The organism is Streptomyces tamarix (genome assembly GCF_032423885.1).
Classification (GTDB): Bacteria; Actinomycetota; Actinomycetes; order Streptomycetales; family Streptomycetaceae; genus Streptomyces; species Streptomyces tamarix.
The window spans coordinates 174,123-197,309 of the sequence record NZ_JAWCTQ010000006.1 but is presented as its reverse complement, the minus strand read 5'-3'; the positions used below and the strand labels follow the sequence as shown (position 1 = coordinate 197,309).

Genomic DNA, 23,187 nt, shown 5'->3' with positions numbered 1-23,187 from the left:
GCCGAGAGGGCCGCGGTGACCGGCGCGGGCCGGCCGAGCCGACGGCGGGCCGGCGCGGACCGACGGGGGGCCGGCGATGGACCGGCCGGGCCGGCGCGTGCTCAGTCGCCGGTCGTGGAACCGCCGGTCGTCGCGGTGCCCGCCGTCGTACCGCCCTGCTGGCCGGAGGTGGTCGCTCCGCCGCTGTCGCCGCCGCTGCCCCCACCGCTGCCGCTGCCACTGCCGCTGCCGTCGGTCGTTCCGGTCGCGCCCTGGCTCGTGGTGCCCTGGCTGGTCGTGCCCTGGCTGGTCGTACCGCCCTCGGTCGCGCCCCCGTCGCCGCCCTCGGACGTGCCGCCGTCCGTGGTGTCACCGGTCGTGCCCTGGTCGGTGGAGCCGTCCGTCGTCCCCGTGCCGCCGGTGCCGCCGCTCGTGGACGGCGTCGGGTCCTGGCTGTACGACGGCGGCCGCGGGGACCACGACGGGCGGTCCCAGCCGCTGCCCCCGCCCGTCGACGTGTCGGGCTGCCGCGTCTCCCGCTCGGACTCCGAGGCGGACGGCGAGGGGCTGGCGCTGCGCGAGACGGACGGCGACGGGGTGGGCGTCGGCTTCGTGTCCGTACCGGTCGGCGTGTCGCTCGCCTTCACCGCGTACACGACGCCCGCCACGATCGCGACCAGCGCGAGCGCCACGAACAGCAGCACCCTGCCGCGGCCCCCACCGCCGTGCCCGTTGTCGTACGCGACCGCGTAGGCACCGTCGTCGGGGTTCCTCGGCGGCAGGATCGGGCCCTGCGAGGTGTCGCCGTGCGTCGGCAGCGGACGGCCGGGGCGGGCCGGGGTCGACGGGCCCATGCCCGTCGGCACGCCCATCACGGCGGTCGCCGCGACACCGCCGTGCGGGGGGAGGCCGCCGTCGTGCGGACCGACCGGGCCCGTGTTCCACGTCCCGGTGTGGCCGCCCTGCTCCTGGAGCATGCGCAGCCCGTACTGGATCAGGCCCCGCATCTCCTCGGCGCTCTGGAACCGGTCGTCCGGGTCCTTCGCCAGCGCCCGCATCGCCAGCCCGTCCAGCTCCGGCGGGGCCACGTCGGACACCTGGGACGGCGGCACCGGCACGTCCTGGACGTGTTGGTACACGACGGACAGCGGCGTCTCGCCGACGAACGGGGGCCGCAGCGCCAGCAGTTCGTACAGCAGGCAGCCCGTGGCGTACAGGTCGGAGCGGTGGTCGACGGCCTTGCCGAGCGCCTGCTCGGGCGAGAGGTACTGGGGCGTGCCCATGACCATGCCGGTCTGCGTCATCGTCGTGGACGCCCCGTGCAGGGCGCGGGCGATGCCGAAGTCCATGACCTTGACGGCACCGCCGTGGGTGATGATGACGTTCGCCGGCTTGATGTCGCGGTGCACGATGCCGTGCTGGTGCGAGTAGGCCAGCGCCTCCAGCACGCCCGACACGATGATCAGGGCCTGCTCGGGCGGCGGGGCCTCCGCGCTGACCAGCAGCTCCCGGATGGTGCGGCCCTCGACCAACTCCATGACGATGTACGGCACGGACTGACCGTTCACCTCGTCCTCGCCGGAGTCGTACACCGCCACGATCGCGTGGTGGTTCAGCCCCGCGACGGACTGCGCCTCGCGCGTGAAGCGGGCCTTGGAGACCGGGTCCTCCGCCAGGTCGGCCCGCAGCAGCTTCACCGCGACCGTCCGGCCCAGCCGCACGTCCTCCGCCGCGAACACCTCGGCCATGCCGCCGCGGCCGAGGCGGTGCGTCAGCCGGTAGCGGCCGTCGCCGACCAGGCCGCCGACACCGAACTCGACGGCGTCCCCGCGCCCCGACGCTCCGTCGTCCGACGCTCCGCCGCCACCTGCTCCGGATCCGGGTGCCATCGTCCTCGCCGTCATTTCCGTTGCTGTCCGCGCGCTGTGCCCGCGAGCGGTGTGCCGCCGTCTTCCCAGGGGTACTTCGCCACGTCACGCTACAGCCTCCGCGCGACGCGCCGGTTCGGGCTGGACCGGCCATCCAATCGGTTCCGCGTACACCTGTGCAAATCCGATGCGGGTCACGTAACGCTTCCGAGACGCTTCCGGCGCGTACGGTCACGGAACGGGCACCCGGCTTGACGTGTCAGTGGCCTGGGGCAGACTTGGCCCGTAAAACGGGAGATCACCGCGGGCACGCGCGCGTAGGGGGAAGCACGATGAGCCAGGACGGCGCACACGGCCGCTATGCGGGCGGCTCGGTGGCGAACGGCCGGTACCAGCTGCGCGACCTGCTCGGCGAGGGCGGCATGGCCTCGGTGTACCTGGCGTACGACAGCGCCCTGGACCGGCAGGTCGCCATCAAGACGCTGCACACGGAACTCGGCCGGGAACAGTCGTTCCGCGAGCGGTTCCGGCGCGAGGCCCAGGCCGTCGCGAAGCTCCAGCACACCAACATCGTGTCGGTCTTCGACACCGGTGAGGACACGGTCACCTTCAACGACCCCTCGATGGGCGACGGCGGCGTCATGCCGTACATCGTCATGGAGTACGTGGAGGGCCAGCCGCTCGGCTCGGTGCTGGCGGCCGACATCCGACAGTACGGCGCGATGCCGGCCGACAAGGCCCTGAAGGTGACCTCGGACGTGCTGGCCGCACTGGAGACCAGCCACGAGATGGGCCTGGTCCACCGTGACATCAAGCCGGGCAACGTGATGATGACCAAGCGCGGTGTGGTCAAGGTCATGGACTTCGGCATCGCCCGCGCCATGCAGTCGGGCGTCACGTCGATGACGCAGACCGGCATGGTCGTCGGCACCCCCCAGTACCTGTCGCCGGAGCAGGCCCTCGGCCGCGGCGTCGACGCCCGCTCCGACCTGTACTCGGTCGGCATCATGCTGTTCCAGCTCCTGACCGGGCGGCTGCCGTTCGACGCGGACTCGCCGCTCGCCATCGCGTACGCGCACGTGCAGGAGGAGCCGGTCCCGCCGTCCTCCGTCAACCGGTCGATCACGCCGGCGATGGACGCGCTCGTGGCACGGGCGCTGAAGAAGAACCCGAACGAGCGGTTCCCCAGTGCCGCCGCCATGCGCGACGAGTGCCTGCGGGTGCTGTCCGCCGGACAGACCGGTGCGCCGGTGATCGTTCCGGGCACCCCGGCGAACAGCGGCGCGGGCGTCGGCTCGACCGTGTTCCCGCCGCTGGACCAGTCGTACGCGGGCCCCGGCGGGCAGCAGGGCGTCCAGACGCCGTACCAGGCCCCGGCGCCGGGCCCGTACGGCCCGCCGACCCCGGCCCCGGCTCCGACCCCCGCGCCGACCCCGGCCCCGGCGGCGTACGGCTATCCGCACCAGCCCCAGGCGCCGACACCGCCCCCCGCCTACCAGACGCCGGCCCCGTACCAGCCGGCGGCCGGCGGCGGGAGGGGCGGCGGCCGGCGGAACACGCCGCTGCTGGTGGGCGCGATCGTGGTCGCGCTGATCGCCGTCGGCGGTGTGATCACCGCGGTCAACCTCGCCAAGGAGGACGACCCGAAGACGACGGTGACGGGCACGCAGACGAGCGCCGGAACCGGCTCCGACACCGGCTCCGGCTCCGGCTCCGGCTCCGGCTCCGGCTCCGAGGGCGGCGACTACAAGGGCCCCGACCTCAGCAAGCGCATCGACACCGAGAAGTGCACGGAGCCCGGTGAGGGCGACGACCCGGAGAAGTTCAAGGTCCCGGACTTCCGGTACAAGAACATCACCTCGGTCAAGGAGTGCATCCAGGCGGCCGGCTGGAAGATCCTCAAGGAGGTCTCGGTCAACGAGAACGTCTACGGCGACGGCACGGTCCTCACCCAGTACCCGCCGAAGGACACCGAGATCAGCGCGGACGAGGCCGGTTTCACCCTGGAGGTCTCCACGGGGCGCGGTCAGCAGTAACGGCCCGGCCACGGCGTTTCCCCGCCGTTCGCCCCGCGTTCGCCCGCGCGCACTGAGCCATTCGGCTGCTCCGGGAGGCCCCGCGTGGTGCCGTGTGTGATCGTGGGCGGGAACGAGCAACCGCCGCGCGGAAGGGAGTCACCCGATGGCTCCAGGTCCCCACACGAGTCGGACGGTCGCGCTGGGAACCCTCCTCCTGTGCGCGGCGTTCGGGCCGGTCCCCACCGCGTACGCGGACGGCAGCGCGTCGCCGCCACCGCGGACGAGCACGGCGGACGGACCCGGCGGGAACGGGCCCAGCGGAAACGGGCCCGGCGGGAACAGGCCCGGCGGGTCGGCCGCCCCCGGCGGGTCGGCCGCCCCCGGCTCCTCCCCCACTCCCGGCTCCGCACCCGGCCCCGGCTCCCCCTCCGGCTCTGGTTCCTCCCCCGGCCCCGGCTCCGACACCCACTCCGACTTCGACGCCCACACCGGCTCCGAATCCGGCTCCGGAGCCGACACCGGCTCCGGGTCCTCTCCCGGCCCCCGTCCCGGCCCCGGCCCCGGCGGGGGGACCTCCCCGGGCCCCACCACGACCGGCCCGGACAGCCGGCCCGGCCCGGACGGCCGGCCCGGCCCGGGAGCCACCACGCCGCCGGGCACCCCGACCGGCTCCGCGCCGGGCACCCCTCCCGTCTCCTCGCCCCCCGGTTCCGGTGGCGGCCCCGAGGCCGAACCCCCGTCCCGGCCGGGCACCGGCAGCCCGGAGCCCTCGCTCGCCGGGCGACCCGCCGGGGCCGGGCTCCAGCGGCCCGGCCGGTCCGCGCCGCCGTCGCCGAGCCCCTCCCCCACCCCGTCCCCGTCCGCCTCTCCGGCCGCGGAAGACCCCGTACGTAACAGAACGGCACCGGACCACGGCCACCACGACGACTGGGACCCCGTGCCGGAGGCCGTACCGGAGGAGGACTCCCCCGCCGCCGTACCGCCGCACGGCAGCCCCTCCGCCGCCGCGTGGGAGCCGCACGGCCGGGCCGCCGAAACCGGCGTCGACCGGCGCGTTCCCGTGCTGACGCTGGGCGTGGGGCTCACCCTGATGGGACTCGGCCTCGGCTTCATCGGGCTCCGCGTCCGCCGCGCCTGACCGTCCCGCCCGCCGCCGCGTCCCCCTCAAGGAGGACGCCGACGCTCCCCCGGGAGTCGGTTGTGCCGGTGAACATACTCGGTATACATACTGAGTATGTCGATCCGCCACGGGCTCCTCGCCCTCCTCGAACGCGGCCCGCGCTACGGCTCCCAGCTCCGTACGGAGTTCGAGTCCCGCACCGGTTCCACCTGGCCGCTCAACGTCGGCCAGGTCTACACGACCCTCAGCCGCCTGGAGCGGGACGGCATGGTCGCCCAGGACGGCGAGGACGGGGCGGGCCACCCCCTCTACGTCATCACCGACGCGGGGCGCGCCGAGCTCCGCACCTGGTTCGAGCGGCCCGTCGACCGCACCAGCCCCGCCCGTGACGAGCTGGCCATCAAGCTCGCCATGGCGGTCGGGGCGCCGGGCGTGGACATCCGCGCCGTGATCCAGGCCCAGCGCCACCACACGGTCAGGGCGATGCAGGACTACACGCGCCTCAAGGCCCGGGCGGTGAGCGCCCTGGAGAGCGGCGGCGAGCAGCGGCGCGACGACGTGGCCTGGCTCCTCGTACTGGAACAGCTGATCTTCCAGACGGAGGCCGAGGCGCGCTGGCTGGACCATTGCGAGGCCCGGCTGATCCGCCTGTCGGCCGCCACGGCCCCGCAGGACCCGCCACCGCCCGAGGCCCCGGTGGCACCACCCGTCGCACGCACCGCACGGCGCGGCTGACCACCGCCGGCCGCCCACCGCTGTTTTCGTCGGCGCCGACCGCCACCGGCCGCCGACCGGCCGCCACCCGGGCGCCCCGAGCGGACACCGCCCGGCCGCGTCGCTCCGGTACCGGCCGGGTACCGCCCCGGGCGTCCGCCGACCGCCCCGCGGCCACACCGACCACCCGAGAACCGAACGACCACTTCCGTGCGCGTACGCCCACCGCGTCCCCGCGCACGCCCAAGGGGGGACCTCTCCATGTCATCACCGACGCCGTCATCACCGACGCCGCAGCCGTCCCAGCGACCCTCGGCGCCCCAGCGGCCCGAGTTCTCGGCCGCGGGCCGGCAGCCCGTGCTGCGGCTCCAGCAGCTCACCCGCGTCCACGGCACCGGCGCCACCGAGGTGCACGCCCTGCGCGGCATCGACCTCGACGTGTACCCCGGCGAACTGGTCGCCGTCATGGGCCCCTCCGGCTCCGGGAAGTCCACGCTCCTCACCATCGCCGGCGGCCTCGACACCCCCACCTCCGGGCGGGTCGTCGTCGAGGACACCGACATCACGACCGCCGACCGCCGGACCCTCGCCGCACTGCGCCGCCGCAGCATCGGCTACGTCTTCCAGGACTACAACCTCATCCCGGCCCTCACCGCCGCCGAGAACGTCGCCCTGCCGCGCGAACTGGACGGCACGTCCGCCCGCAAGGCGCGCGGCGAGGCCGTCGCCGCGCTGGAGGAGATGGGCCTCGGCCACCTCGCCGACCGCTTCCCCGACGAGATGTCCGGCGGCCAGCAGCAACGCGTCGCCATCGCCCGCGCCCTGGTCGGCGACCGCCGGCTGGTCCTGGCCGACGAACCGACCGGCGCCCTCGACTCCGAGACCGGCGAGTCCGTCCTCGCCCTGCTGCGCTCCCGCTGCGACGCGGGCGCCGCCGGGGTGCTCGTCACCCACGAGCCGCGGTTCGCCGCGTGGGCCGACCGGGTCGTGTTCCTCCGCGACGGCGCGGTCGTCGACCAGACCGTGCGCACCGGCGCCGAGTCCCTGCTCTCGGGCCAGGCGGGCGAGCGGTGAACGGCTGGTTCCACTCCTGGCGCGCCGCGGTGCGGATCGCCCGCCGCGACGCCTGGCGCTCCAAGGGCCGCAGCTTCCTCGTCCTCGCGATGATCGCGCTGCCCATCCTCGGAGTGAGCGCCGCCGACCTGACGCTGCGCAGCGCCGAGCTGTCCCCGCAGGAGAGGGCGACGCGCCTCCTCGGCGCCGCCGACGCCCGCGTCTCCGACCCCGGGTACGGCGGCGTGCCCGTCCAGCAGTCGCCGGACGGCCAGATGACCACCCCGGCCGACAAGGAGTACGACACCCAGCCGGTGCCCGAGGGCCACATCGACGTGAAGAAGGCGCTCCCCGCCGGAGCCACCCTCCTGGAGGACACCAACGGCTACGGGAAGCTCCGCACCGCCCACGGCCTGCTCCACACCGGGATCCGCGAGCTGAAGGCCGCCGACCCCCTCGCCGAGGGGATCCTGACACCACTGGACGGCCGCTTCCCGCAGCGCCCCGACGAGGTCGCCGCCTCGTCCCGCTTCCTGGAGGAGAGCGGCCTGGAGATCGGCGGCACGCTCGCCGCCCGCGGCCTGGAGCGCGAGTACCGGATCGTCGGCTCGTACGAGGTCCCCGATGACCTGCGGGCGCTCCAGGTCAACGCCCTCCCGGGAGCGTTCCTGGAGCCGCTTCGCAAGGGCCTCGAAGCGTCCGGCATGGCCGTGCCCGACATCAGCACCGAGCACCTGGTGAAGCTCCCGGCGGACGGCGGGCACGGTTTCACGTGGAACATGGTCCAGGAGACCAACGCCAAGGGCGCGGTCGTCGTCTCGCGCGCGGTCCTCGTCGACCCGCCCGCCAACGCCGACGTGCCGATCTTCCAGCGCGAGGGCTACACCCCGTTCGACCAGAGCCTGAGCGCCGACAAGTCGGCGCTGGTCGCCGTGGCCACCGTCGTCGGCCTCGCCATGCTGGAGATCTGCCTGCTGGCCGGCCCGGCCTTCGCGGTCGGCGCCCGCCGCTCGCGGCGCCAGCTCGGCCTCGTCGGCGCCAACGGCGGCGACCGCCGCCACATCCGCGCCATCGTCCTGGCGGGCGGCCTGGTGATCGGGGTCGCCGCGGCGGTCGTGGGCACGGTCCTCGGGTTGATCCTCACCTTCGTGCTCCAGCCGGTCCTGGAGGACTCCTTCGGCCAGCGGTTCGGCGCCTTCGACGTGCGTCCGCTGGAGTTGCTGGGCATCGGCGCGCTCGCCGTGCTGACCGGTCTGCTCGCCGCGGTCGTGCCCGCCGTCACCGCGTCCCGCGAGACGGTCCTGGCGTCGCTGACCGGCCGCCGGGGGATTCGCAGGAGCAACCGCGTCCTGCCCGTCATCGGCCTGGTGGCCGCGCTGCTGGGTGCCTCGATCGCCCTGTACGGGTCGGTGTTCTCCGACCAGTTCGTGATCGTCGCGGGCGGCAGCGCCCTCGCGGAGCTGGGCGTCGTCGCGATGACCCCGGCCCTGGTGGGGATGTTCGGCCGGGTCGGCCGCTGGCTTCCGCTGTCGCCGCGCCTGGCACTGCGGGACTCCGTCCGCAACCGGGGCCGTACGGCGCCCGCCGTGGCCGCGGTCCTGGCCGCCGTCGCCGGCACGGTCGCCGTCGCCACGTACGCCACCAGCGAGGACGCCCAGCTGAGGGCCAAGTACGAGGCCCAGCTTCCCTACGGCGCCGTCTCCGCCCTGACCGTCGAGGACGGCGGCCGGGACGTGCCGGCGATCCGCGAGGCCGTGCAGCGGCACGTCCCGGTCGAGGTGCGGGCCGACGTCGCCCGCATCGCGGTCGGCAGGGCCGGGTGCGGTCCCTTCTCGGCGGAAGCGGGCTGCGGCCGGTCCGAGGTCGTCATCCCGAAGGCCAACGAGTGCCCGCTGTGGGCGGAGTCCGCGCCGCCCGGCACGGACCCGGCGGAGCGGTTCTCCAAGGAGGAGCGCCGCAGGCTGGCCGACGACTGGCGCTGCCGGCCCGGGGGCGGCGGCTACGTTCCGACGGTCGACGGCCTGCTCGTCGCCGACGCGGCGCTGCTGAAGGTGCTCGGGGTCGACGACCCCGCCGCGGAGAAGGCGCTCGCCGAGGGCCGGGTCGTCTCGTTCCACAAGAAGCAGGTCGACGCGGCCGGCAGGATCTCCCTGCGGGTGGTCACCGACGCGAAGGCCGCCGACGAGGCCGTCGAGCGGAACGAGCCCGTACCCGGCGAGGTGAAGGCCCTCCCGGCGTACCAGGTCCCCGACGGCACCGCCTCGTACGGCGTCGCCGGCGTCCTCACCCCGGCCGCCGCCGAGGCGGCCGGCCTCGGGACGGTGCCGATGGGCTCGTACTACAGCACCGACCACCTGCCCGGCAGCGAGCAGCGGCAGCGCCTCGACGACGACCTCGCGAAGGTCGGCAGCGAGGTCCACCTCCACGTCGAGACGGGCTACGACAGCGAGAACAGCATCGTGCTGCTCGCCCTGACCGTCTTCGCCGGGCTGATCACGATCGGTGCGGCCGGTATCGCCACCGGTCTGGCCCAGGCCGACGCCGAGGCGGACCTGAAGACCCTCGCCGCGGTCGGGGCGCCGCCGCGGGTGCGCCGCACCCTCAGCGGCTTCCAGTGCGGGGTGGTCGCCGTGATGGGCGTCCTGCTCGGTACGGCCGCGGGCGTGCTCCCCGCGATCGGTCTGCGGCTGACCGAGCGCCGCCAGCAGGAGCGGTGGTACCAGGAGGGCCGCGACGCCGGCTGGGCCGGTGTCGCCGACCTGCCGCACGTGCCGATCGTGATCCCGTGGGAGACGTTCGGCGCGCTGCTGGTCGCCGTACCGCTGGGCGCGGCGCTGCTCGCCGCCCTGCTCACCCGATCCCGTACCGCCGTGGCCCGGCGCACGGCCGCTTAGTGCCGGTCGCACCGGTTCGTTCCCCCGTGCGAGGGTGGATCACCCGCGCACGGGGGCACACCGTGTGATGACGCATCTGTACGAGAGAATGGCGGCATGGAGATGCCGAGGAATGAACGGTCGCAGGAGACCCCGCAGGTCCTCATCGTCGGGCAGGACGGTATGGCGCTCGGCGGCGGCGAGGGTGACGACGAGTCGCGCGAGATCCCGGTGACGGAGATGGTCGAGCAGCCGGCCAAGGTCATGCGGATCGGCAGCATGATCAAGCAGCTGCTGGAGGAGGTGCGCGCGGCACCTCTCGACGAGGCCAGCCGCGTCCGGCTGAAGGAGATCCACCACAGCTCGGTGAAGGAGCTGGAGGAGGGGCTGGCCCCCGAGCTCGTCGAGGAACTGGAGCGGTTGTCCCTCCCGTTCACCGACGAGGCGATTCCGTCCGAGGCGGAGCTGCGCATCGCCCAGGCCCAGTTGGTCGGATGGCTGGAGGGTCTCTTCCACGGCATCCAGACGGCGCTGTTCGCCCAGCAGATGGCGGCCCGCGCCCAGTTGGAGCAGATGCGCCGGGCCCTTCCCCCGGGCATGGTCTCGCAGGACGACGACGACCAGGGGCGCGGGCGCGCCCGGACGGGCGGCCCGTACCTGTAGACCCGTACGCACACGAGAGGCGAACGGCCCGGCACACGCGGTGTGTGCCGGGCCGTTCGGCTTGGCTCCTGCTCGTTGAGGGGGCGTCAGTCCGCCGCGCCCGTGGTCAGCAGCACCTTGCCGACGTGGGTGCTCTCCTCCAGCACCCGGTGGGCCTCCGCGGCCTCCGCCAGGGGGAACGTGCGGTGCACGACGGGGCGGACCGTGCCCGCCTCGATCAGCGGCCAGACGTGTTCCCGTACGGCCGCGATGATGGTCGCCTTCTCCTCCAGCGGTCGCTGCCGCAGCGAGGTCGCCGTCACGGCGGCCCGCTTGCTGAGCAGGGCGCCCAGGTTCAGCTCTCCCTTGGCACCGCCCTGGAGGCCGATGACCGCGAGCCGGCCGTTCATCGCCAGCGCCTTGACGTTCGGCTCCAGGTACTTGGCGCCCATGATGTCGAGGATGACGTCCGCGCCCGCCCCGTCCGTCGCCCGGCGCAGCTCGTCGACGAAGTCCTGGGTGCGGTAGTCGATCAGGATGTCGGCGCCGAGCTCGGCGCAGCGCGCCAGCTTCTCCGGGCCGCCCGCGGTCACCGCGACCCGGGCGCCGACCGCCTTGCCGAGCTGGATCGCCATCGTCCCGATGCCGCTGGCGCCCCCGTGCACCAGCAGGGTCTCGCCGGGCCGCAGGTGCGCCACCATGAAGACGTTCGACCAGACGGTCGCGGTGACCTCCGGCAGCGCCGCCGCCGTCACCAGGTCGAGTCCCTTCGGTACGGGCAATAGCTGGCCGGCCGGGACGGCCACCTTCTCGGCGTAGCCGCCACCCGCGAGCAGCGCGCACACCTCGTCGCCGATGGCCCAGCCGGAGACTCCGGGGCCCAGCGCGGAGATCCGGCCCGAGCATTCGAGACCGGGGTAGGGGGACGCGCCCGGCGGGGGGTCGTAGAAGCCCTGCCGCTGGAGCAGATCGGCGCGGTTGACGGCTCCTGCCGTCACGTCGACGAGCACCTCGCCCTCGCCGGGTACGGGATCGGGGACCTCGGACCAGACGAGCGCTTCGGGGCCACCGGGTTCGGGAATCGTGATCGCACGCATGGTCGTGAGGCTACTCCGCCGACGTGCCCGTCGAGGTGCCGTTCCACGCCGTGCCCTTCAACGGGCTCACCGCGCCGCTGACGCCCTTCGACCGCTTGATGGCGATGACCCGGTCGGTCAGTTGGAGCGGACTGGCCTCCGGGTCGTCGTAGCCGATCAGCCGGTGCCCGCGCAACACGCTCACCACCAGGTCCTCGGTGTCCCGGACGCTCCGGCCCGCCTCCGCCTTGGTGACGGGCCGTTCCACGAGGTCCAGGCCGGTGCCCTGGTGGATCAGGTCCTCCAGCACCGTGCCCGCGCTGGGGCTCAGCACGGACAGGCCGAGCAGCCGTCCCGCGGCGCTGGCACTGGTGATGACGGCGTCCGCACCGGACTGGCGCAGCAGCGGGGCGTTCTCCTCCTCGCGCACCGCAGCGATGATCTTGACGCCCTTGTTCAGCTGGCGCGCCGTGAGCGTGACGAGGACCGCGGTGTCGTCCCGCTGGGTGGCGACGATGATCTGGCGGGCCCTCTGGGCCTCGGCACGGAGCAGCACATCGCTGCGGGTGCCGTCGCCGACGACCCCGGTCAGCCCCTCCGCATTGACCATCTCGATCACCTTGCTGCTCGGGTCGACCACCACGACCTGTTGCTTCTTCAGCCCCGTGGCCATCAGGGTCTCCAGCGCGGAGCGGCCCTTCGTGCCGAAGCCGACGACGACGGTGTGGTCTCGCAAGGCCAACCTCCAACGCTTCTGGCGCCACTCCTCGCGGGTGCGCTCGGCGAGCACCTCCAGGGTGGTGCCGACCAAGATGATCAGGAACAGCACGCGCAGCGGGGTCACGATCAGCACGTTGACCAGCCGGGCGGTGTCGCTCGCCGGCACGATGTCGCCGTACCCGGTCGTCGAGAGCGTCACCGTCGCGTAGTAGACGGCGTCGAGCAGGCTGACGTGCCCGTCGACGTTGTCCTTGTACCCGTTGTGGTCCGCCATGACGATCAGCACCGTCACGAGCAGGACGAACAGGGCGAGGGCCAGCCGCTGGCCGACCTGCCTCAGCGGATGCTCGACGATCGGCCTCGGCAGACTGACCCGACCGGTGGCCAGTTGCTCCTCGTCCTGACGCGCGCGGACCTGCCGACTGGGGTGTTTCACGTGAAACACCCGCCTTGGGCCGGGACCGGGGCCGAGACGGGCGCCGTCCACGGCAGGTCGAGGACCTCCAGCGCGTCGCCGGGCCGGGCGCCGCCGGGCGGGACGACGGCGAGCCCGTCGGCGGCGGCGAGCCCGCGCAGCATGGCGGGACCGGCGTAGTGGAGGGGAACGGCCTCTCCGGCGCGGCGGACGACGGGCACGAGGCGGGTGTCGTGCGGATGGCCCTGCACCCCGTCCCGTACGGACGCCCAGTACGGCTCGGGGGCGCGGCACCCGGCGAGGCCGCGCAGCAGCGGCTCGGCGAGGGACAGCAGCCCGGACACGGCCGCCAGCGGGTTGCCGGGCAGTCCGACGAGGTACTGGGACGGGGTGAGGCGGGCCAGCAGCATGGGATGCCCCGGCCGTGCCTGTACGCCGTCGACGAGGAGTTCGGCGCCCGCCCCGCGCAGGACGGGGTGGACGTGGTCGACCGGTCCGGCGGCGGTGCCCCCGGTGGTGACGACGAGGTCGGCGCCGGTGCCGGTGACGGCCTCGTACAGCGCCTCGGCGTCGTCCCCGACGCGCCGCACGGCCACGACCTCGGCCCCCAGGGCGCGCAGCCAGGGGTCGAGCATCGGGCCGAGGGCGTCCCGGATGAGCCCGTCGTGCGGGACACCGGAGGTGAGCAGTTCATCGCCGAGGACGAGGACCTCGACGCGGGGCGGCTCGACGATGGCCAGCTCGTCGTACCCGGCGGCGGCGGCCAGGCCCAGCACGGCCGGGGTGACGACCGTGGTGGCGGGGAGGAGCGCGTCGCCCGTACGGCACTCCTGGCCGCGCGGGCGGATGTCCTGGCCGGGCACCACCTCGTGCCGCGCGTACAGGTGTCCGCCGCCCGGCCCCGCACCGGAGCGGTCGCCGCGGCCGGGTTCGGCGCGGGCGTGCTCGGAGCGGATGACGGCGGTGGTGTCGGCGGGGACGCGGGCGCCCGTCGCGATGCGCACCGCGACACCGTCGGGCAGGGCGGGGATCGCGCCGTGGCCGGCGAGTACGGCGTCCCCGGTGCGGATCTCCCACGGCCCGGGTCCGGCGACCGCCCAGCCGTCCATGGCGGAGGTGTCGAACGACGGCAGGTCGGTGAGGGCGGTCAGCGGCTCGGCGAGGACCCGCCCGAGCGCCTCGCCGAGGGGCACGCGGCGGGTGCGGGGGGTCACGCCGCGGCCGGCCCGGGCGGCGATGGCGCGCGCCTGGGACCAGGGCGTGCCGCGGTGCCCGGGCGGGCTGGACGCGGCGAGGTGGGTCGGCGCTCCGCCGACCAGGGCGAGGGCTTCGTCGACGCCGTCGACGTCCGGCTCGGTCATTCCGCTTCGGCCTCGCTCGCCCAGCGGTTCGCGAGCGCGGCCGCCTTGCGGGCCGCCTCCGCCACCGCCTGCGGGCCGTCACCCTCCGCCTTGGCCGCCGCGTACCCCACGAGGAACGTGGTGAGCGGCGCCGCGGGCCGGGCGACGCCGTGGGCGGCGTCACGGGCCAGGTCGAGCAGCAGGGCGGTGTCGACGTCGAGCTCGATGCCGAGTTCGGCCTTGGCCGCGGTGATCCATTCGTCCAGCACGTTCCCATGCTCCCTGATGCGGGCCCGGGCCGTGGCGAGGTCTTCCCAGGTGTCGCAGTCGAAGGAGGCGAGCGGCTGGGCGGGGACCCGGGCGAGGTCCAGTTCCTGCGTCAGCAGACGCAGGGGCAACCCGGAGAGAGGGCCGTGCTCGGTGGCGAGGAGGGCGATCTCGCGGCGCAGCGGCTCGGTGCGGTACGCGGCGACGAGCGGCTGGTCCCGGCCGTCCGCGTCGACGGCCAGGACGGCCTCCGCGGTCGACGCGGCGAGCGCGTCGACGAGGTTCCGTACGGCCGCGCGGTCCAGGAACGGCAGGTCGCCGCCGAGGACGACGACCGTGTCCGCGTCGACGTGTCGCACCCCGGCGGCCAGTGCGGCGACGGGGCCGCCTCCCGGCGGCTCCTCCCGCGCCCAGACGACGGGCCGAGCGGTCGGACGGCGACCGCCGACCACCACGGCCCGTCCGGCGTCGCGACAGGCGTGCAGCACCCGGTCGAGCAGGGTGCGTCCACCGACGCTCAGGCCGGGTTTGTCCGCGCCACCGAGTCGCCTCGCGGCGCCTCCTGCCAGCACGACGGCGTCAAATCGGGTCACGCGCCCAGTATGGTCGCCGCCGTGGCGGAGCGGACAGCGCCCCGGCCGCTCGGTGGGGTCCCGACCCGGGGGAGGAGATCGGGACCCCGGCTCTACAGGGTGCGCAGCAGCACCGCGGGGTGTTCGACGCAGTCGGCCACGTACCGCAGGAACCCGCCCGCCGTACCGCCGTCGCAGACCCGGTGGTCGAACGTGAGGGAGAGCTGGACGACCTGGCGGACCGCCAGCTCGCCGTGGTGGACCCACGGCTTCGGGACGATCCGGCCGACGCCGAGCATGGCCGCTTCGGGGTGGTTGATGATCGGTGTGGAACCGTCGACGCCGAACACGCCGTAGTTGTTCAGCGTGAACGTGCCGCCCGTCAGGTCGGCCGGAGACAGCGTGCCCGCGCGCGCCGCCTCGGTGAGTCGGGCGAACTCCGCCGTGAGGCCCTCGGCCGAGCGGGTGTGCGCGTCGCGGACGACGGGCACGACCAGTCCGCGCTCGGTCTGGGCGGCGAAGCCCAGGTGCACCTCGGGCGACCGGACGATCTCGCGGGCCGCGAGGTCGACGCGGGAGTTCAGCTCCGGATGGCGGGCGAGCGCGGCCGTGCAGATCCGGGCCAGCAGCGCCAGCAGGGAGACCTTCTCCCCGCCGGCGGCGTTCATCGCGGCCCGTGCCGCCATGAGCTCCGTCGCGTCGGCGTCCACCCAACAGGTGGCGTCGGGGATCTCCTGGCGGCTGCGGGTCAGCTTGTCGGCGACGGCGCCGCGCACCCCGCGCAGCGGCACCCGCTCGGCGGCCCCCGCCGCCACGGCCCCGGCCGGTACGGGACGCGCCGGAGCGGTGTCCTGCGGGGCCGGCGCTTCGGTGACGGCCCGTTCGACGTCGGCCCGCAGGATCAGCCCGTGCGGGCCGGAGCCGCGCAGCCGCCGCAGGTCGACACCGCGCTCCCGGGCGAGCTTCCGCACGAGCGGCGAGATCACCGGGACCGGCCCCTCCGCGGGCGCGGCGGGCACCGGCGCGGGAGAGGGCGCGGGCGCGACGGCCCGGGGCGCGGACACGGCGATCGGCACCACCGGGCGGACGCGCCGCCTGCGGGCGGAGGCCGCACTCGTGCCGTAGCCGACCAGCACGTTCCCCGAGCCCTCCTCGGCGGAAGCGGTGGAGGCTCCGGACCCATCCGCGGGCGGGGCCGCGGCCGGCTGACCGGCGGACGCGGGCCCGGAGCCGTCCGGCGCCTCCGCGGCGCCGACGGCGACGGTCAGCAGAGGGGCGCCCACCGGCAGTTCCTCGCCCTCCTCTCCGAAGCGGGCGGTGACGACACCGCCGTACGGGCAGGGGACCTCCACCATCGCCTTGGCCGTCTCGACCTCCACGACAGGCTGGTCGACGGCGACGACGTCCCCCACCGAGACGAGCCACCGCACGATCTCCGCCTCGGTGAGGCCCTCACCGAGGTCCGGCAGCGTGAACTCCAGTACCTGGGCCATCAGCTCTCCGCCTCCCACTGGAGCCGGGCGACCGCGTCCAGGATCCGGTCGACACCCGGCAGATGGTGCCGCTCCAGCATCGGCGGCGGGTACGGGATGTCGAACCCGGCCACCCGCAGCACCGGCGCCTCCAGATGGTGGAAGCACCGCTCGGTGACCCGCGCGGCGATCTCCGCACCCGGCCCGGCGAAGCCGGTGGCCTCGTGCACGACGATCGCGCGCCCCGTGCGCCGCACCGACGCGCAGACGGTCTCGTCGTCGAACGGGACCAGCGAGCGCAGGTCCACGACCTCCAGGTCCCAACCCTCCGCCCGCGCCGCCTCGGCCGCCTCCAGGCAGACCGGCACGGACGGGCCGTAGGTGATGAGCGTGGCGCTGCGACCGCTGCGGCGCACCACGGCGCGGCCGATCGGCTCCACCGCGGCCGGGTCGTCGGGCGACCAGTCGGACTTCGACCAGTACAGCCGCTTCGGCTCCAGGAAGACGACCGGGTCGTCGGAGGCGATGGCGGCGCGGAGCAGGCCGTACGCGTCGGCGACCGTCGCGGGGGTGACGACATGGAGCCCCGGAGTCGCCATGTAGTACACCTCGGAGGAGTCGCTGTGGTGCTCGACGCCGCCGATCCCGCCGCCGTACGGGACGCGGACGACCAGCGGCATCGGCATCGCGCCGCGCGTGCGGTTCCGCATCCGGGAGACGTGGCTGACCAGTTGCTCGAAGGCGGGGTAGGCGAACGCGTCGAACTGCATCTCGACGACCGGCCGCAGCCCGTACATCGCCATGCCCACGGCCGTGCCGAGGATGCCGGCCTCGGCGAGCGGCGTGTCCGTGCACCGGTCCTCGCCGAACTCCTTGGCGAGCCCGTCGGTGACGCGGAAGACCCCGCCCAGCGTGCCGACGTCCTCACCCATGACGTGCACGGCCGGGTCCTCGGCCATCGCGTCGCGCATGGCCCGCTGGAGGGCCTGTGCCATGGTGGCGGGCTTGGTCGCCCGCCCGGCTGCCACGGTGGTCATCGCTCGTCGCCCTCCGCTTCGGCGTCCAACTCGGCCCGCAGCTGCGCGGCCTGCTCCACGAGCTGCGCGGTCGGCTCCGCGTAGACGTGGGCGAACAGGTCCATCGGGTCGAGCTCGGCGTCGGCGTTCATCCGCTCGCGCAACCGCGCGGCCATCGCCTCCGCCTGCTCGGCGGCCTCGCGGATGCCGCTCTCATCGATGAGGCCACGCTCCGTCAGTTCCCGCTCCAGGAGCTTGACCGGGTCGTGCCGCCGCCACGCCTCGACCTCGGCGGCCTCGCGGTACCGGGTCGCGTCGTCGGCGTTGGTGTGGGCATCGACGCGGTACGTCACGGCCTCGACGAGCGTGGGTCCGCCGCCGCGCCGGGCGCGGGCCACCGCCTCGGAGAGCACCTGGTGGAGGGCCGCCGCGTCGTTCCCGTCGACGAGCCGGCCCGGCATGCCGTAGCCGACGGCCTTGTGGGCGAGCGACGGGGCCGCGGTCTGCTTGGCGAGCGGCACGGAGATCGCGAAGCCGTTGTTCTGCACGAGGAAGACGACGGGGGCCCGCCACACGGCGGCGAAGTTCAGCGCCTCGTGGAAGTCACCCTCGCTGGTTCCGCCGTCGCCGACCATCGCCAGCGCCACGACGTCGTCGCCCTTGAGCCGGGCGGCGTGGGCCAGGCCCACGGCGTGCGGGAGCTGCGTGGCGAGTGGGGTGCACAGGGGGGCGATGCGGTGCTCGCGCGGGTCGTACCCGGTGTGCCAGTCGCCCCGCAGGAGCGTCAGCGCCTCGACGGGGTCCAGTCCGCGCGCCACGGAGGCCAAGGTGTCCCGGTACGACGGGAACAGCCAGTCCCGGTCCTCCAGGACGAGCGCGGCGGTCACCTCACAGGCCTCCTGGCCCGTGCTGGACGGGTACACGGCCAGCCGGCCCTGCTTGGTGAGCGCCGTCGCCTGCGTGTTGTACCGGCGGCCCCGCACCAACTCGGTGTAGAGCCGGCGCAGTACGGCGGGGGCGAAGTCGGCCGCGGCATCCGTGCCCAGCACCCGGTACGGCTCGGGGTCCGGGAGCAGCGGCGCGGGATCCGTGCGCGGCTTCCATGCCGGCGGCGGAGTGGGCTGGTAAGAGGCCGCGCCGGGCAGCTCTTGGACCGTCATGACAGCACCTCCTCGTGGGAGCGGGCATAACACCCGGGGGCGGCGCGGATGTGGCGCGCCTCACCTACCGATTGTTCGGTCGTGGAGCAAATTTGGCTACGGGCACCCCAAGCCTGTGGACAAACGGTTTTGCACAGCCTGGGATAGGGGCAGGTCGTCCAGAGGAGAGAGGCGGGGGGACATGGGGGCTGAACGAATGGCCGACGGTTGGGAGCAGGCGCCGCAGGGCGGTGACCGCACTCCGCCGCCGCGCCCGCTCGACGCCATCGACCGCGACATCCTGCGGATCCTCCAAACGGATGGGCGGGCGTCGGTACGGTCGGTGGCCGAGCGGGTCCACGTGTCGCGGGCGAACGCGTACGCGCGGATCAACCGGCTCATCGACGACGGGGTGATCCGCGGCTTCAGCGCGCGCGTCAACCACGAGCGGGCGGGGCAGGGCGCGTCCGCGTACATCACGCTCAAGATCGTGCAGAATTCGTGGCGCACGGTCCGCGAGCAGCTCCAGGCGCTGCCGGGCGCGGCGCACATCGCCCTGGTGAGCGGGGACTTCGACGTGCTGCTGCTGGTGCACACGCCGGACAACCGCAGCCTGCGCGAGCTGGTCCTGACCAAGCTCCAGGCGATCCCGGAGGTGCTGTCCACGCGCACGCTGCTGGTGTTCGAGGAGACGGACGTCCACCGCAAGTTCGCGGCCGACGGGGCGGCGGGTGGGGTGCGGAGACCGGCGACCGGGGTGTGAGGGGACGCCGACCGGCGGCGCGGGCCGGGGCGCCGGCGACGCGGGCGGGGAAGGCCGGGGCGCGGGCCACCGCCGGGACCCGCGCCACCGGGACCGGGTCCCGCGCCACCCGGCGGAGGGCCGCCCGGTGCGCAGGCGGAGGGCTCAGTGCCCGGTGCGCAGGCCGTCGAAGGCCAGGCGGACCACCGTGTCCGCCACCTGCCGGCGGTCGGCGCCGTCCCCGCCCCCGGGCTGCGGGCGGTACCACTCGACGAGCGAGTTGACCATGCCGAACAGCAGCCGGGTCGCGATCTTTATGTCCATGTCGGAGCGGAGGTCCCCGTCCGCCGCCGCCGCCTTCATCAGGTCGGCGACGCGGTGGTCGAACTCGCGGCGCCGCTCCAGCGCCCAGCGCTCGGTCCGCGTGTTGCCGCGCACCCTCAGCAGCAGCGTCACGTACGGCAGTTCGTCGACCAGCACCTCGACCGTGCGTCGGGTGACGTACTCGACCCGCTCGACGGCCCGGCCGCGGGTGGCGGGCCCCTCGTCGAGGACGGCGAACAGCCCGTCCAGGGCGCGGCTGACCGCCCGCCGCAGCAGTTCCTCCTTGCCCGTGACGTGGTGGTAGATCGAGGACTTGGAAATCCCGGCGGCCTTGGAGAGGTGCTCCATGGACGTGCCGTCGTAGCCGCGTTCGTTGAAGACCTGGACGGCGACCGAGAGGAGCGTCTCGGGCGTGTAGGTGTCGCGCCTGGTGCTCGTCATCGTCCGGTCTCCCGCTCGTCGTCGGCGTAGGAGTGGCGGTAGAGCGCCAGGGAGGGCGCGTAGCGTCCCGAGGGGTCGCGCTGGTGGAGCTCCTCCAGGATGCCGTACGCCCAGCTCCTGCCGATCTTGCGACTCCACTCGAAGGGCCCGAGCGGGTAGTTGACGCCGAGCCGCATCGCGGTGTCGATGTCCTCCTCCGTGGCGACGCCCTTGGCGACCGCCTCGTGCGCGAGGTCGACGAGCCGCGCCACGGTCCGGGCGACGATCATGCCCGGCACGTCGCCGATGACGCTGACCTTCTTGCCCAGGGCCTGGAAGAGGCCGATCGCCTGGTCGAGGGTCTCCTGGGACGTGTCCGGGCCGGCGGCCAGCGCGATGCGGGTCGCCTCGCGGTAGTCGAGGGCGAGGTCGAAGTAGACGACGTCGCGGAACTCGACGGACGTCTGGCCGTCGGCCGGTGCCAGCTGGCCCCCGCCGGGCAGTTCGAGGCGCGTGCCCCGGTCCTCCTCCTCTTCGCGGAGGGGGATCCCGGCCTCCCGGATCATGTCGAGCAGCTCACCGAAGGGGGCGAGGTCGCCCTCGACGACGACGTACGCGGGTGGGTCGGCAGGCTCGGCGGTGTGCGGCTCGGGACGGTGGACGCCCTGGTCGTCGTACGCGTACCAGCCGCGGCCGGTCTTGCGGCCGAGCATCCCGGCCTCGACGAGGCGCCGCTGGGCGAGCGAGGGGCGGAACCGGGGATCCTGGAAGAACGCCTCCCAGACCGACGTGGTCACCGCCTCGTTGACGTCCTGGCCGATGAGGTCGGTCAGCTCGAAGGCCCCCATGCGGAAGCCGCCGGACTCGCGTAGGACGGCGTCGATGGTGGCCGGGTCGGCGCCCTGCTCCTCGTAGACCGCGAACGCCTCGGCGTAGAAGGGGCGGGCGATGCGGTTGACGATGAAGCCCGGCGTGTCGGCGCAGGCGACCGGGGTCTTGCCCCAGGCGCGGGCCGTCTCGTACGCGCGCGTGGCGGACGCGATGTCCGTCGCGAAGCCGCTGACGACCTCGACGAGGGGCAGCAGCGGCGCCGGGTTGAAGAAGTGCATGCCGACGAAGCGGCCGGGGAGGCGCAGCGCGCCGCCGATGGCGGTGACGGAGAGCGAGGAGGTGTTGGTGGCGAGGAGGCAGTCGTCGTCGACGATCTTCTCCAGCGCGGTGAAGAGCTCCTGCTTGACCGTGAGGCGCTCCACGACCGCCTCGACCACGAGCGCGGCGTCGGCCAGCTCGTCGAGGTCGGCGGCCGGGTGGAGGCGCGCGGCGGCCGCGTCCCGCTCCTCCCGGGCGAGGCGCCCCTTGGCGACCAGCCGGTCCAGCCGCCCGAGGAGGGACTCGGCGGCCTGCTCGGCACGGCCGGGCGCGGCGTCGTGGAGGCGTACGCGGTGGCCGGCGACGAGCGCGACCTGTGCGATGCCCTGGCCCATGGTCCCCGCCCCGACGACGGCGACGGTCCGATCGCGTTCGACGGCGGTCCCGGCGGCCCGTGTGGTGGCCTCAGTGTCGGTCATGCCAGTGATCCTCCCCGATGCGTTGTCCACAGGTTCGGGAGACCCCCTTGTCCCGACCGATCGTTCGGTTACTCTAGCTCTGTCCGCCTGTTCCTGCCCAGCTCACCGAGGAGTTGGTCCGCCATGGCCGCCGCGCAGCTGACCCCCGCCCACCTGTCCGAGAGGCACCGGCCCACGCTCGACCAGGCCCTGGAGGCGATCCGTACGCGCGCCTACTGGTCGCCGCACCCGGAGCACCCGAAGGCGTACGGGGAGAACGGCTCGCTGAGCGCCGAGGACGGCCTCGCCGCCCACCGGGCGACCCTCGGCTCCCGCTTCGACCTGGACCAGCCGGGCACGGACGGCTGGACGGGCGGGGAGGTGTCTCCGTACGGCCCGGCGCTCGGCGTGGAGTACCCGCACGTGGACGTGGACGTGCTGCTGCCGGCGATGCGCGCCGGCCTGGGCGCCTGGCGGGACGCCGGCCCGGAGACGCGCGCGCTGGTCTGCCTGGAGATCCTGGCCCGCATCAGCGCCCGGACGCACGAGTTCGCACACGCGGTGATGCACACGAGCGGGCAGGCGTTCGTGATGGCGTTCCAGGCGGGCGGCTCGCACGCGCAGGACCGCGGCCTGGAGGCGGTGGCGTACGCGTACGAGGAGCAGGTCCGGACGCCGCGGGAGGCCGAGTGGTCCAAGCCACAGGGCAAGCGGGGTCCGCTGGAGCTGCGCAAGACGTTCACCCCGGTCGGCCGCGGCGTCGCCCTGCTGATCGGCTGCAACACCTTCCCGACGTGGAACGGCTACCCGGGCCTGTTCGCCTCCCTGGCGACCGGCAACGCCGTCCTGGTCAAACCGCACCCGCGCGCGGTCCTGCCGCTCGCCCTGACCGTGCGGATCGCGCGCGACGTACTGGCCGAGGCGGGCTTCGACCCGAACCTGGTGGCGCTGGCCGCCGAGCGCCCCGGTGAGGGCATCGCCAAGGCGCTGGCCGTCCGCCCCGAGATCCGGATCATCGACTACACGGGCTCGACGGCGTTCGGCGACTGGCTGGAGGCCAACGCCCGCCAGGCCCAGGTCTACACGGAGAAGGCCGGCGTCAACACGATCGTCGTGGACTCCACCGACGAATACCGGGGGATGCTGGCCAACCTGGCCTTCTCCCTCTCCCTGTACAGCGGCCAGATGTGCACGACCCCGCAGAACCTGCTGATCCCGCGCGACGGCATCACGACCGACGCCGGCCCGAAGTCGTACGACGAGGTGGTCACCGACCTCGCCGCCGCCGTGGAGGGCCTGCTGGGCGACGACGCGAGGGCGAACGGGCTGCTGGGCGCGCTGGTCAACCCCGACGTGAAGGCCCGCCTGGAAGCGGCCGCGGGACTGGGCGAGGTCGCCCTGCCGTCCCGCGAGGTCGTCAACCCGGACTTCCCGGACGCCGTCGTGCGCACGCCGCTCCTGGTCAAGCTGGACGGCTCCAAGCCGGACGCGGAGGCCGCCTACATGTCGGAGTGCTTCGGCCCCGTCTCGTTCGCCGTGGCCGTGGACTCCACGGCCGGCGCGCTGGAGCTGCTGCGGCGCACGATCCGCGAGAAGGGCGCGATGGCGGTCGGCGCGTACACGACCTCGCAGGAGGTGGAGCGCGCGGTCGAGGAGGTCTGCCTGGAGGAGTCGGCGCAGCTCTCGCTGAACCTGACGGGCGGCGTCTACGTCAACCAGACCGCCGCGTTCTCCGACTTCCACGGTTCGGGCGGCAACCCCGCCGCGAACGCCGCCCTGTGCGACAGCGCCTTCGTGGCGAACCGCTTCCGGGTGGTGGAGGTCCGCCGCCCGGCGTGACCCGAAGCCCGGCGTGACCCGGCGCCCTGCG

General features: G+C 74.2%; 18 protein-coding genes. 8 read left to right on the top strand and 10 right to left on the bottom strand.

The window, feature by feature from the left end; genetic code table 11:
* Positions 1-101: 101 nt before the first annotated feature.
* Positions 102-1,868, bottom strand: a complete 1,767-nt coding sequence (locus tag RND61_RS07785; RefSeq protein WP_315877060.1) for a protein kinase domain-containing protein — start codon at positions 1,866-1,868, stop codon at positions 102-104.
* A 311-nt stretch (positions 1,869-2,179) separates the two neighbouring features.
* On the opposite strand from RND61_RS07785, the gene RND61_RS07780 reads away from it, so the two are divergent.
* The 6 genes from RND61_RS07780 to RND61_RS07755 all read left to right on the top strand — a co-directional run bounded on the left by RND61_RS07780 (position 2,180) and on the right by RND61_RS07755 (position 10,288).
* Complete coding sequence (locus tag RND61_RS07780; RefSeq protein WP_315877059.1) at positions 2,180-3,883, top strand: protein kinase domain-containing protein; 1,704 nt, start codon at positions 2,180-2,182, stop codon at positions 3,881-3,883.
* A gap of 145 nt (positions 3,884-4,028) precedes the next feature.
* Positions 4,029-5,003 (top strand): hypothetical protein, encoded by a 975-nt coding sequence (locus RND61_RS07775; RefSeq protein ID WP_315877058.1) that lies wholly within the window; start codon positions 4,029-4,031, stop codon positions 5,001-5,003.
* Positions 5,004-5,099: 96 nt separating this feature from the next.
* Complete coding sequence (locus RND61_RS07770; RefSeq protein ID WP_315877057.1) at positions 5,100-5,720, top strand: PadR family transcriptional regulator; 621 nt, start codon at positions 5,100-5,102, stop codon at positions 5,718-5,720.
* Positions 5,721-5,960: 240 nt separating this feature from the next.
* Positions 5,961-6,773 carry an ABC transporter ATP-binding protein gene (locus tag RND61_RS07765; RefSeq protein ID WP_391653045.1) on the top strand — a complete coding sequence of 271 codons (813 nt, stop codon included), beginning with the start codon at positions 5,961-5,963 and terminating at the stop codon, positions 6,771-6,773.
* A complete protein-coding gene (locus RND61_RS07760) occupies positions 6,770-9,646 on the top strand; it encodes an FtsX-like permease family protein (protein ID WP_315877056.1) in 2,877 nt (958 codons plus the stop codon). The genes RND61_RS07765 and RND61_RS07760 overlap by 4 nt, the downstream gene beginning before the upstream one ends.
* Before the next feature lie 96 nt (positions 9,647-9,742).
* Complete coding sequence (locus RND61_RS07755; RefSeq protein WP_315877055.1) at positions 9,743-10,288, top strand: bacterial proteasome activator family protein; 546 nt, start codon at positions 9,743-9,745, stop codon at positions 10,286-10,288.
* A gap of 86 nt (positions 10,289-10,374) precedes the next feature.
* Here the strand turns inward: RND61_RS07755 and RND61_RS07750 are convergent, their stop codons facing one another.
* The 7 genes from RND61_RS07750 to pdhA all read right to left on the bottom strand — a co-directional run bounded on the left by RND61_RS07750 (position 10,375) and on the right by pdhA (position 18,305).
* Positions 10,375-11,364 (bottom strand): NAD(P)H-quinone oxidoreductase, encoded by a 990-nt coding sequence (locus RND61_RS07750; RefSeq protein ID WP_315877054.1) that lies wholly within the window; start codon positions 11,362-11,364, stop codon positions 10,375-10,377.
* Between the two features lie 10 nt (positions 11,365-11,374).
* Positions 11,375-12,508 carry a potassium channel family protein gene (locus RND61_RS07745; protein ID WP_391653042.1) on the bottom strand — a complete coding sequence of 378 codons (1,134 nt, stop codon included), beginning with the start codon at positions 12,506-12,508 and terminating at the stop codon, positions 11,375-11,377.
* Positions 12,496-13,839 carry a molybdopterin molybdotransferase MoeA gene (locus RND61_RS07740; protein WP_315877052.1) on the bottom strand — a complete coding sequence of 448 codons (1,344 nt, stop codon included), beginning with the start codon at positions 13,837-13,839 and terminating at the stop codon, positions 12,496-12,498. Before RND61_RS07740 ends, RND61_RS07745 begins: the two co-directional genes overlap by 13 nt.
* The gene (locus RND61_RS07735) at positions 13,836-14,678 is read right to left on the bottom strand and encodes an NTP transferase domain-containing protein (RefSeq protein WP_315877051.1); all 843 of its coding nucleotides are present in this window, start codon (positions 14,676-14,678) and stop codon (positions 13,836-13,838) included. The genes RND61_RS07740 and RND61_RS07735 overlap by 4 nt, the downstream gene beginning before the upstream one ends.
* Before the next feature lie 92 nt (positions 14,679-14,770).
* Positions 14,771-16,150 carry a dihydrolipoamide acetyltransferase family protein gene (locus RND61_RS07730; protein WP_315877050.1) on the bottom strand — a complete coding sequence of 460 codons (1,380 nt, stop codon included), beginning with the start codon at positions 16,148-16,150 and terminating at the stop codon, positions 14,771-14,773.
* A complete protein-coding gene (locus RND61_RS07725; protein WP_315877049.1) occupies positions 16,150-17,166 on the bottom strand; it encodes an alpha-ketoacid dehydrogenase subunit beta in 1,017 nt (338 codons plus the stop codon). Before RND61_RS07725 ends, RND61_RS07730 begins: the two co-directional genes overlap by 1 nt.
* Positions 17,163-18,305: a pyruvate dehydrogenase (acetyl-transferring) E1 component subunit alpha gene (pdhA, locus tag RND61_RS07720; RefSeq protein WP_315877048.1), complete on the bottom strand. Its 1,143-nt coding sequence runs from the start codon at positions 18,303-18,305 to the stop codon at positions 17,163-17,165. The genes RND61_RS07725 and pdhA overlap by 4 nt, the downstream gene beginning before the upstream one ends.
* A gap of 196 nt (positions 18,306-18,501) precedes the next feature.
* Here pdhA and RND61_RS07715 point away from each other — a divergent pair, with 196 nt between their 5' ends.
* The gene (locus RND61_RS07715) at positions 18,502-19,047 is read left to right on the top strand and encodes an Lrp/AsnC family transcriptional regulator (RefSeq protein ID WP_315877074.1); all 546 of its coding nucleotides are present in this window, start codon (positions 18,502-18,504) and stop codon (positions 19,045-19,047) included.
* Between the two features lie 144 nt (positions 19,048-19,191).
* Here the strand turns inward: RND61_RS07715 and RND61_RS07710 are convergent, their stop codons facing one another.
* Positions 19,192-19,791: a TetR/AcrR family transcriptional regulator gene (locus RND61_RS07710; protein WP_315877047.1), complete on the bottom strand. Its 600-nt coding sequence runs from the start codon at positions 19,789-19,791 to the stop codon at positions 19,192-19,194.
* Positions 19,788-21,338: a 3-hydroxyacyl-CoA dehydrogenase gene (locus tag RND61_RS07705; protein WP_315877046.1), complete on the bottom strand. Its 1,551-nt coding sequence runs from the start codon at positions 21,336-21,338 to the stop codon at positions 19,788-19,790. Before RND61_RS07705 ends, RND61_RS07710 begins: the two co-directional genes overlap by 4 nt.
* A 123-nt stretch (positions 21,339-21,461) precedes the next feature.
* Between RND61_RS07705 and paaN the strand changes: the two genes are divergently transcribed.
* Positions 21,462-23,156, top strand: a complete 1,695-nt coding sequence (gene paaN, locus RND61_RS07700; protein WP_315877045.1) for a phenylacetic acid degradation protein PaaN — start codon at positions 21,462-21,464, stop codon at positions 23,154-23,156.
* The last annotated feature ends 31 nt before the right edge of the window (positions 23,157-23,187 follow it).

What these genes read in the sequence shown, in the direction of transcription:
- RND61_RS07740 (WP_315877052.1), bottom strand. Translation starts at nt 13,839, where the DNA reads ATGACCGAGCCGGACGTCGACGGCGTCGACGAAGCCCTCGCCCTGGTC.
- RND61_RS07780 (WP_315877059.1), top strand. Translation starts at nt 2,180, where the DNA reads ATGAGCCAGGACGGCGCACACGGCCGCTATGCGGGCGGCTCGGTGGCG.
- RND61_RS07770 (WP_315877057.1), top strand. Translation starts at nt 5,100, where the DNA reads ATGTCGATCCGCCACGGGCTCCTCGCCCTCCTCGAACGCGGCCCGCGC.
- RND61_RS07715 (WP_315877074.1), top strand. Translation starts at nt 18,502, where the DNA reads ATGGCCGACGGTTGGGAGCAGGCGCCGCAGGGCGGTGACCGCACTCCG.
- RND61_RS07755 (WP_315877055.1), top strand. Translation starts at nt 9,743, where the DNA reads ATGGAGATGCCGAGGAATGAACGGTCGCAGGAGACCCCGCAGGTCCTC.
- RND61_RS07725 (WP_315877049.1), bottom strand. Translation starts at nt 17,166, where the DNA reads ATGACCACCGTGGCAGCCGGGCGGGCGACCAAGCCCGCCACCATGGCA.
- RND61_RS07705 (WP_315877046.1), bottom strand. Translation starts at nt 21,338, where the DNA reads ATGACCGACACTGAGGCCACCACACGGGCCGCCGGGACCGCCGTCGAA.
- pdhA (WP_315877048.1), bottom strand. Translation starts at nt 18,305, where the DNA reads ATGACGGTCCAAGAGCTGCCCGGCGCGGCCTCTTACCAGCCCACTCCG.
- RND61_RS07785 (WP_315877060.1), bottom strand. Translation starts at nt 1,868, where the DNA reads ATGGCACCCGGATCCGGAGCAGGTGGCGGCGGAGCGTCGGACGACGGA.
- paaN (WP_315877045.1), top strand. Translation starts at nt 21,462, where the DNA reads ATGGCCGCCGCGCAGCTGACCCCCGCCCACCTGTCCGAGAGGCACCGG.
- RND61_RS07765 (WP_391653045.1), top strand. Translation starts at nt 5,961, where the DNA reads ATGTCATCACCGACGCCGTCATCACCGACGCCGCAGCCGTCCCAGCGA.
- RND61_RS07775 (WP_315877058.1), top strand. Translation starts at nt 4,029, where the DNA reads ATGGCTCCAGGTCCCCACACGAGTCGGACGGTCGCGCTGGGAACCCTC.
- RND61_RS07750 (WP_315877054.1), bottom strand. Translation starts at nt 11,364, where the DNA reads ATGCGTGCGATCACGATTCCCGAACCCGGTGGCCCCGAAGCGCTCGTC.
- RND61_RS07730 (WP_315877050.1), bottom strand. Translation starts at nt 16,150, where the DNA reads ATGGCCCAGGTACTGGAGTTCACGCTGCCGGACCTCGGTGAGGGCCTC.
- RND61_RS07710 (WP_315877047.1), bottom strand. Translation starts at nt 19,791, where the DNA reads ATGACGAGCACCAGGCGCGACACCTACACGCCCGAGACGCTCCTCTCG.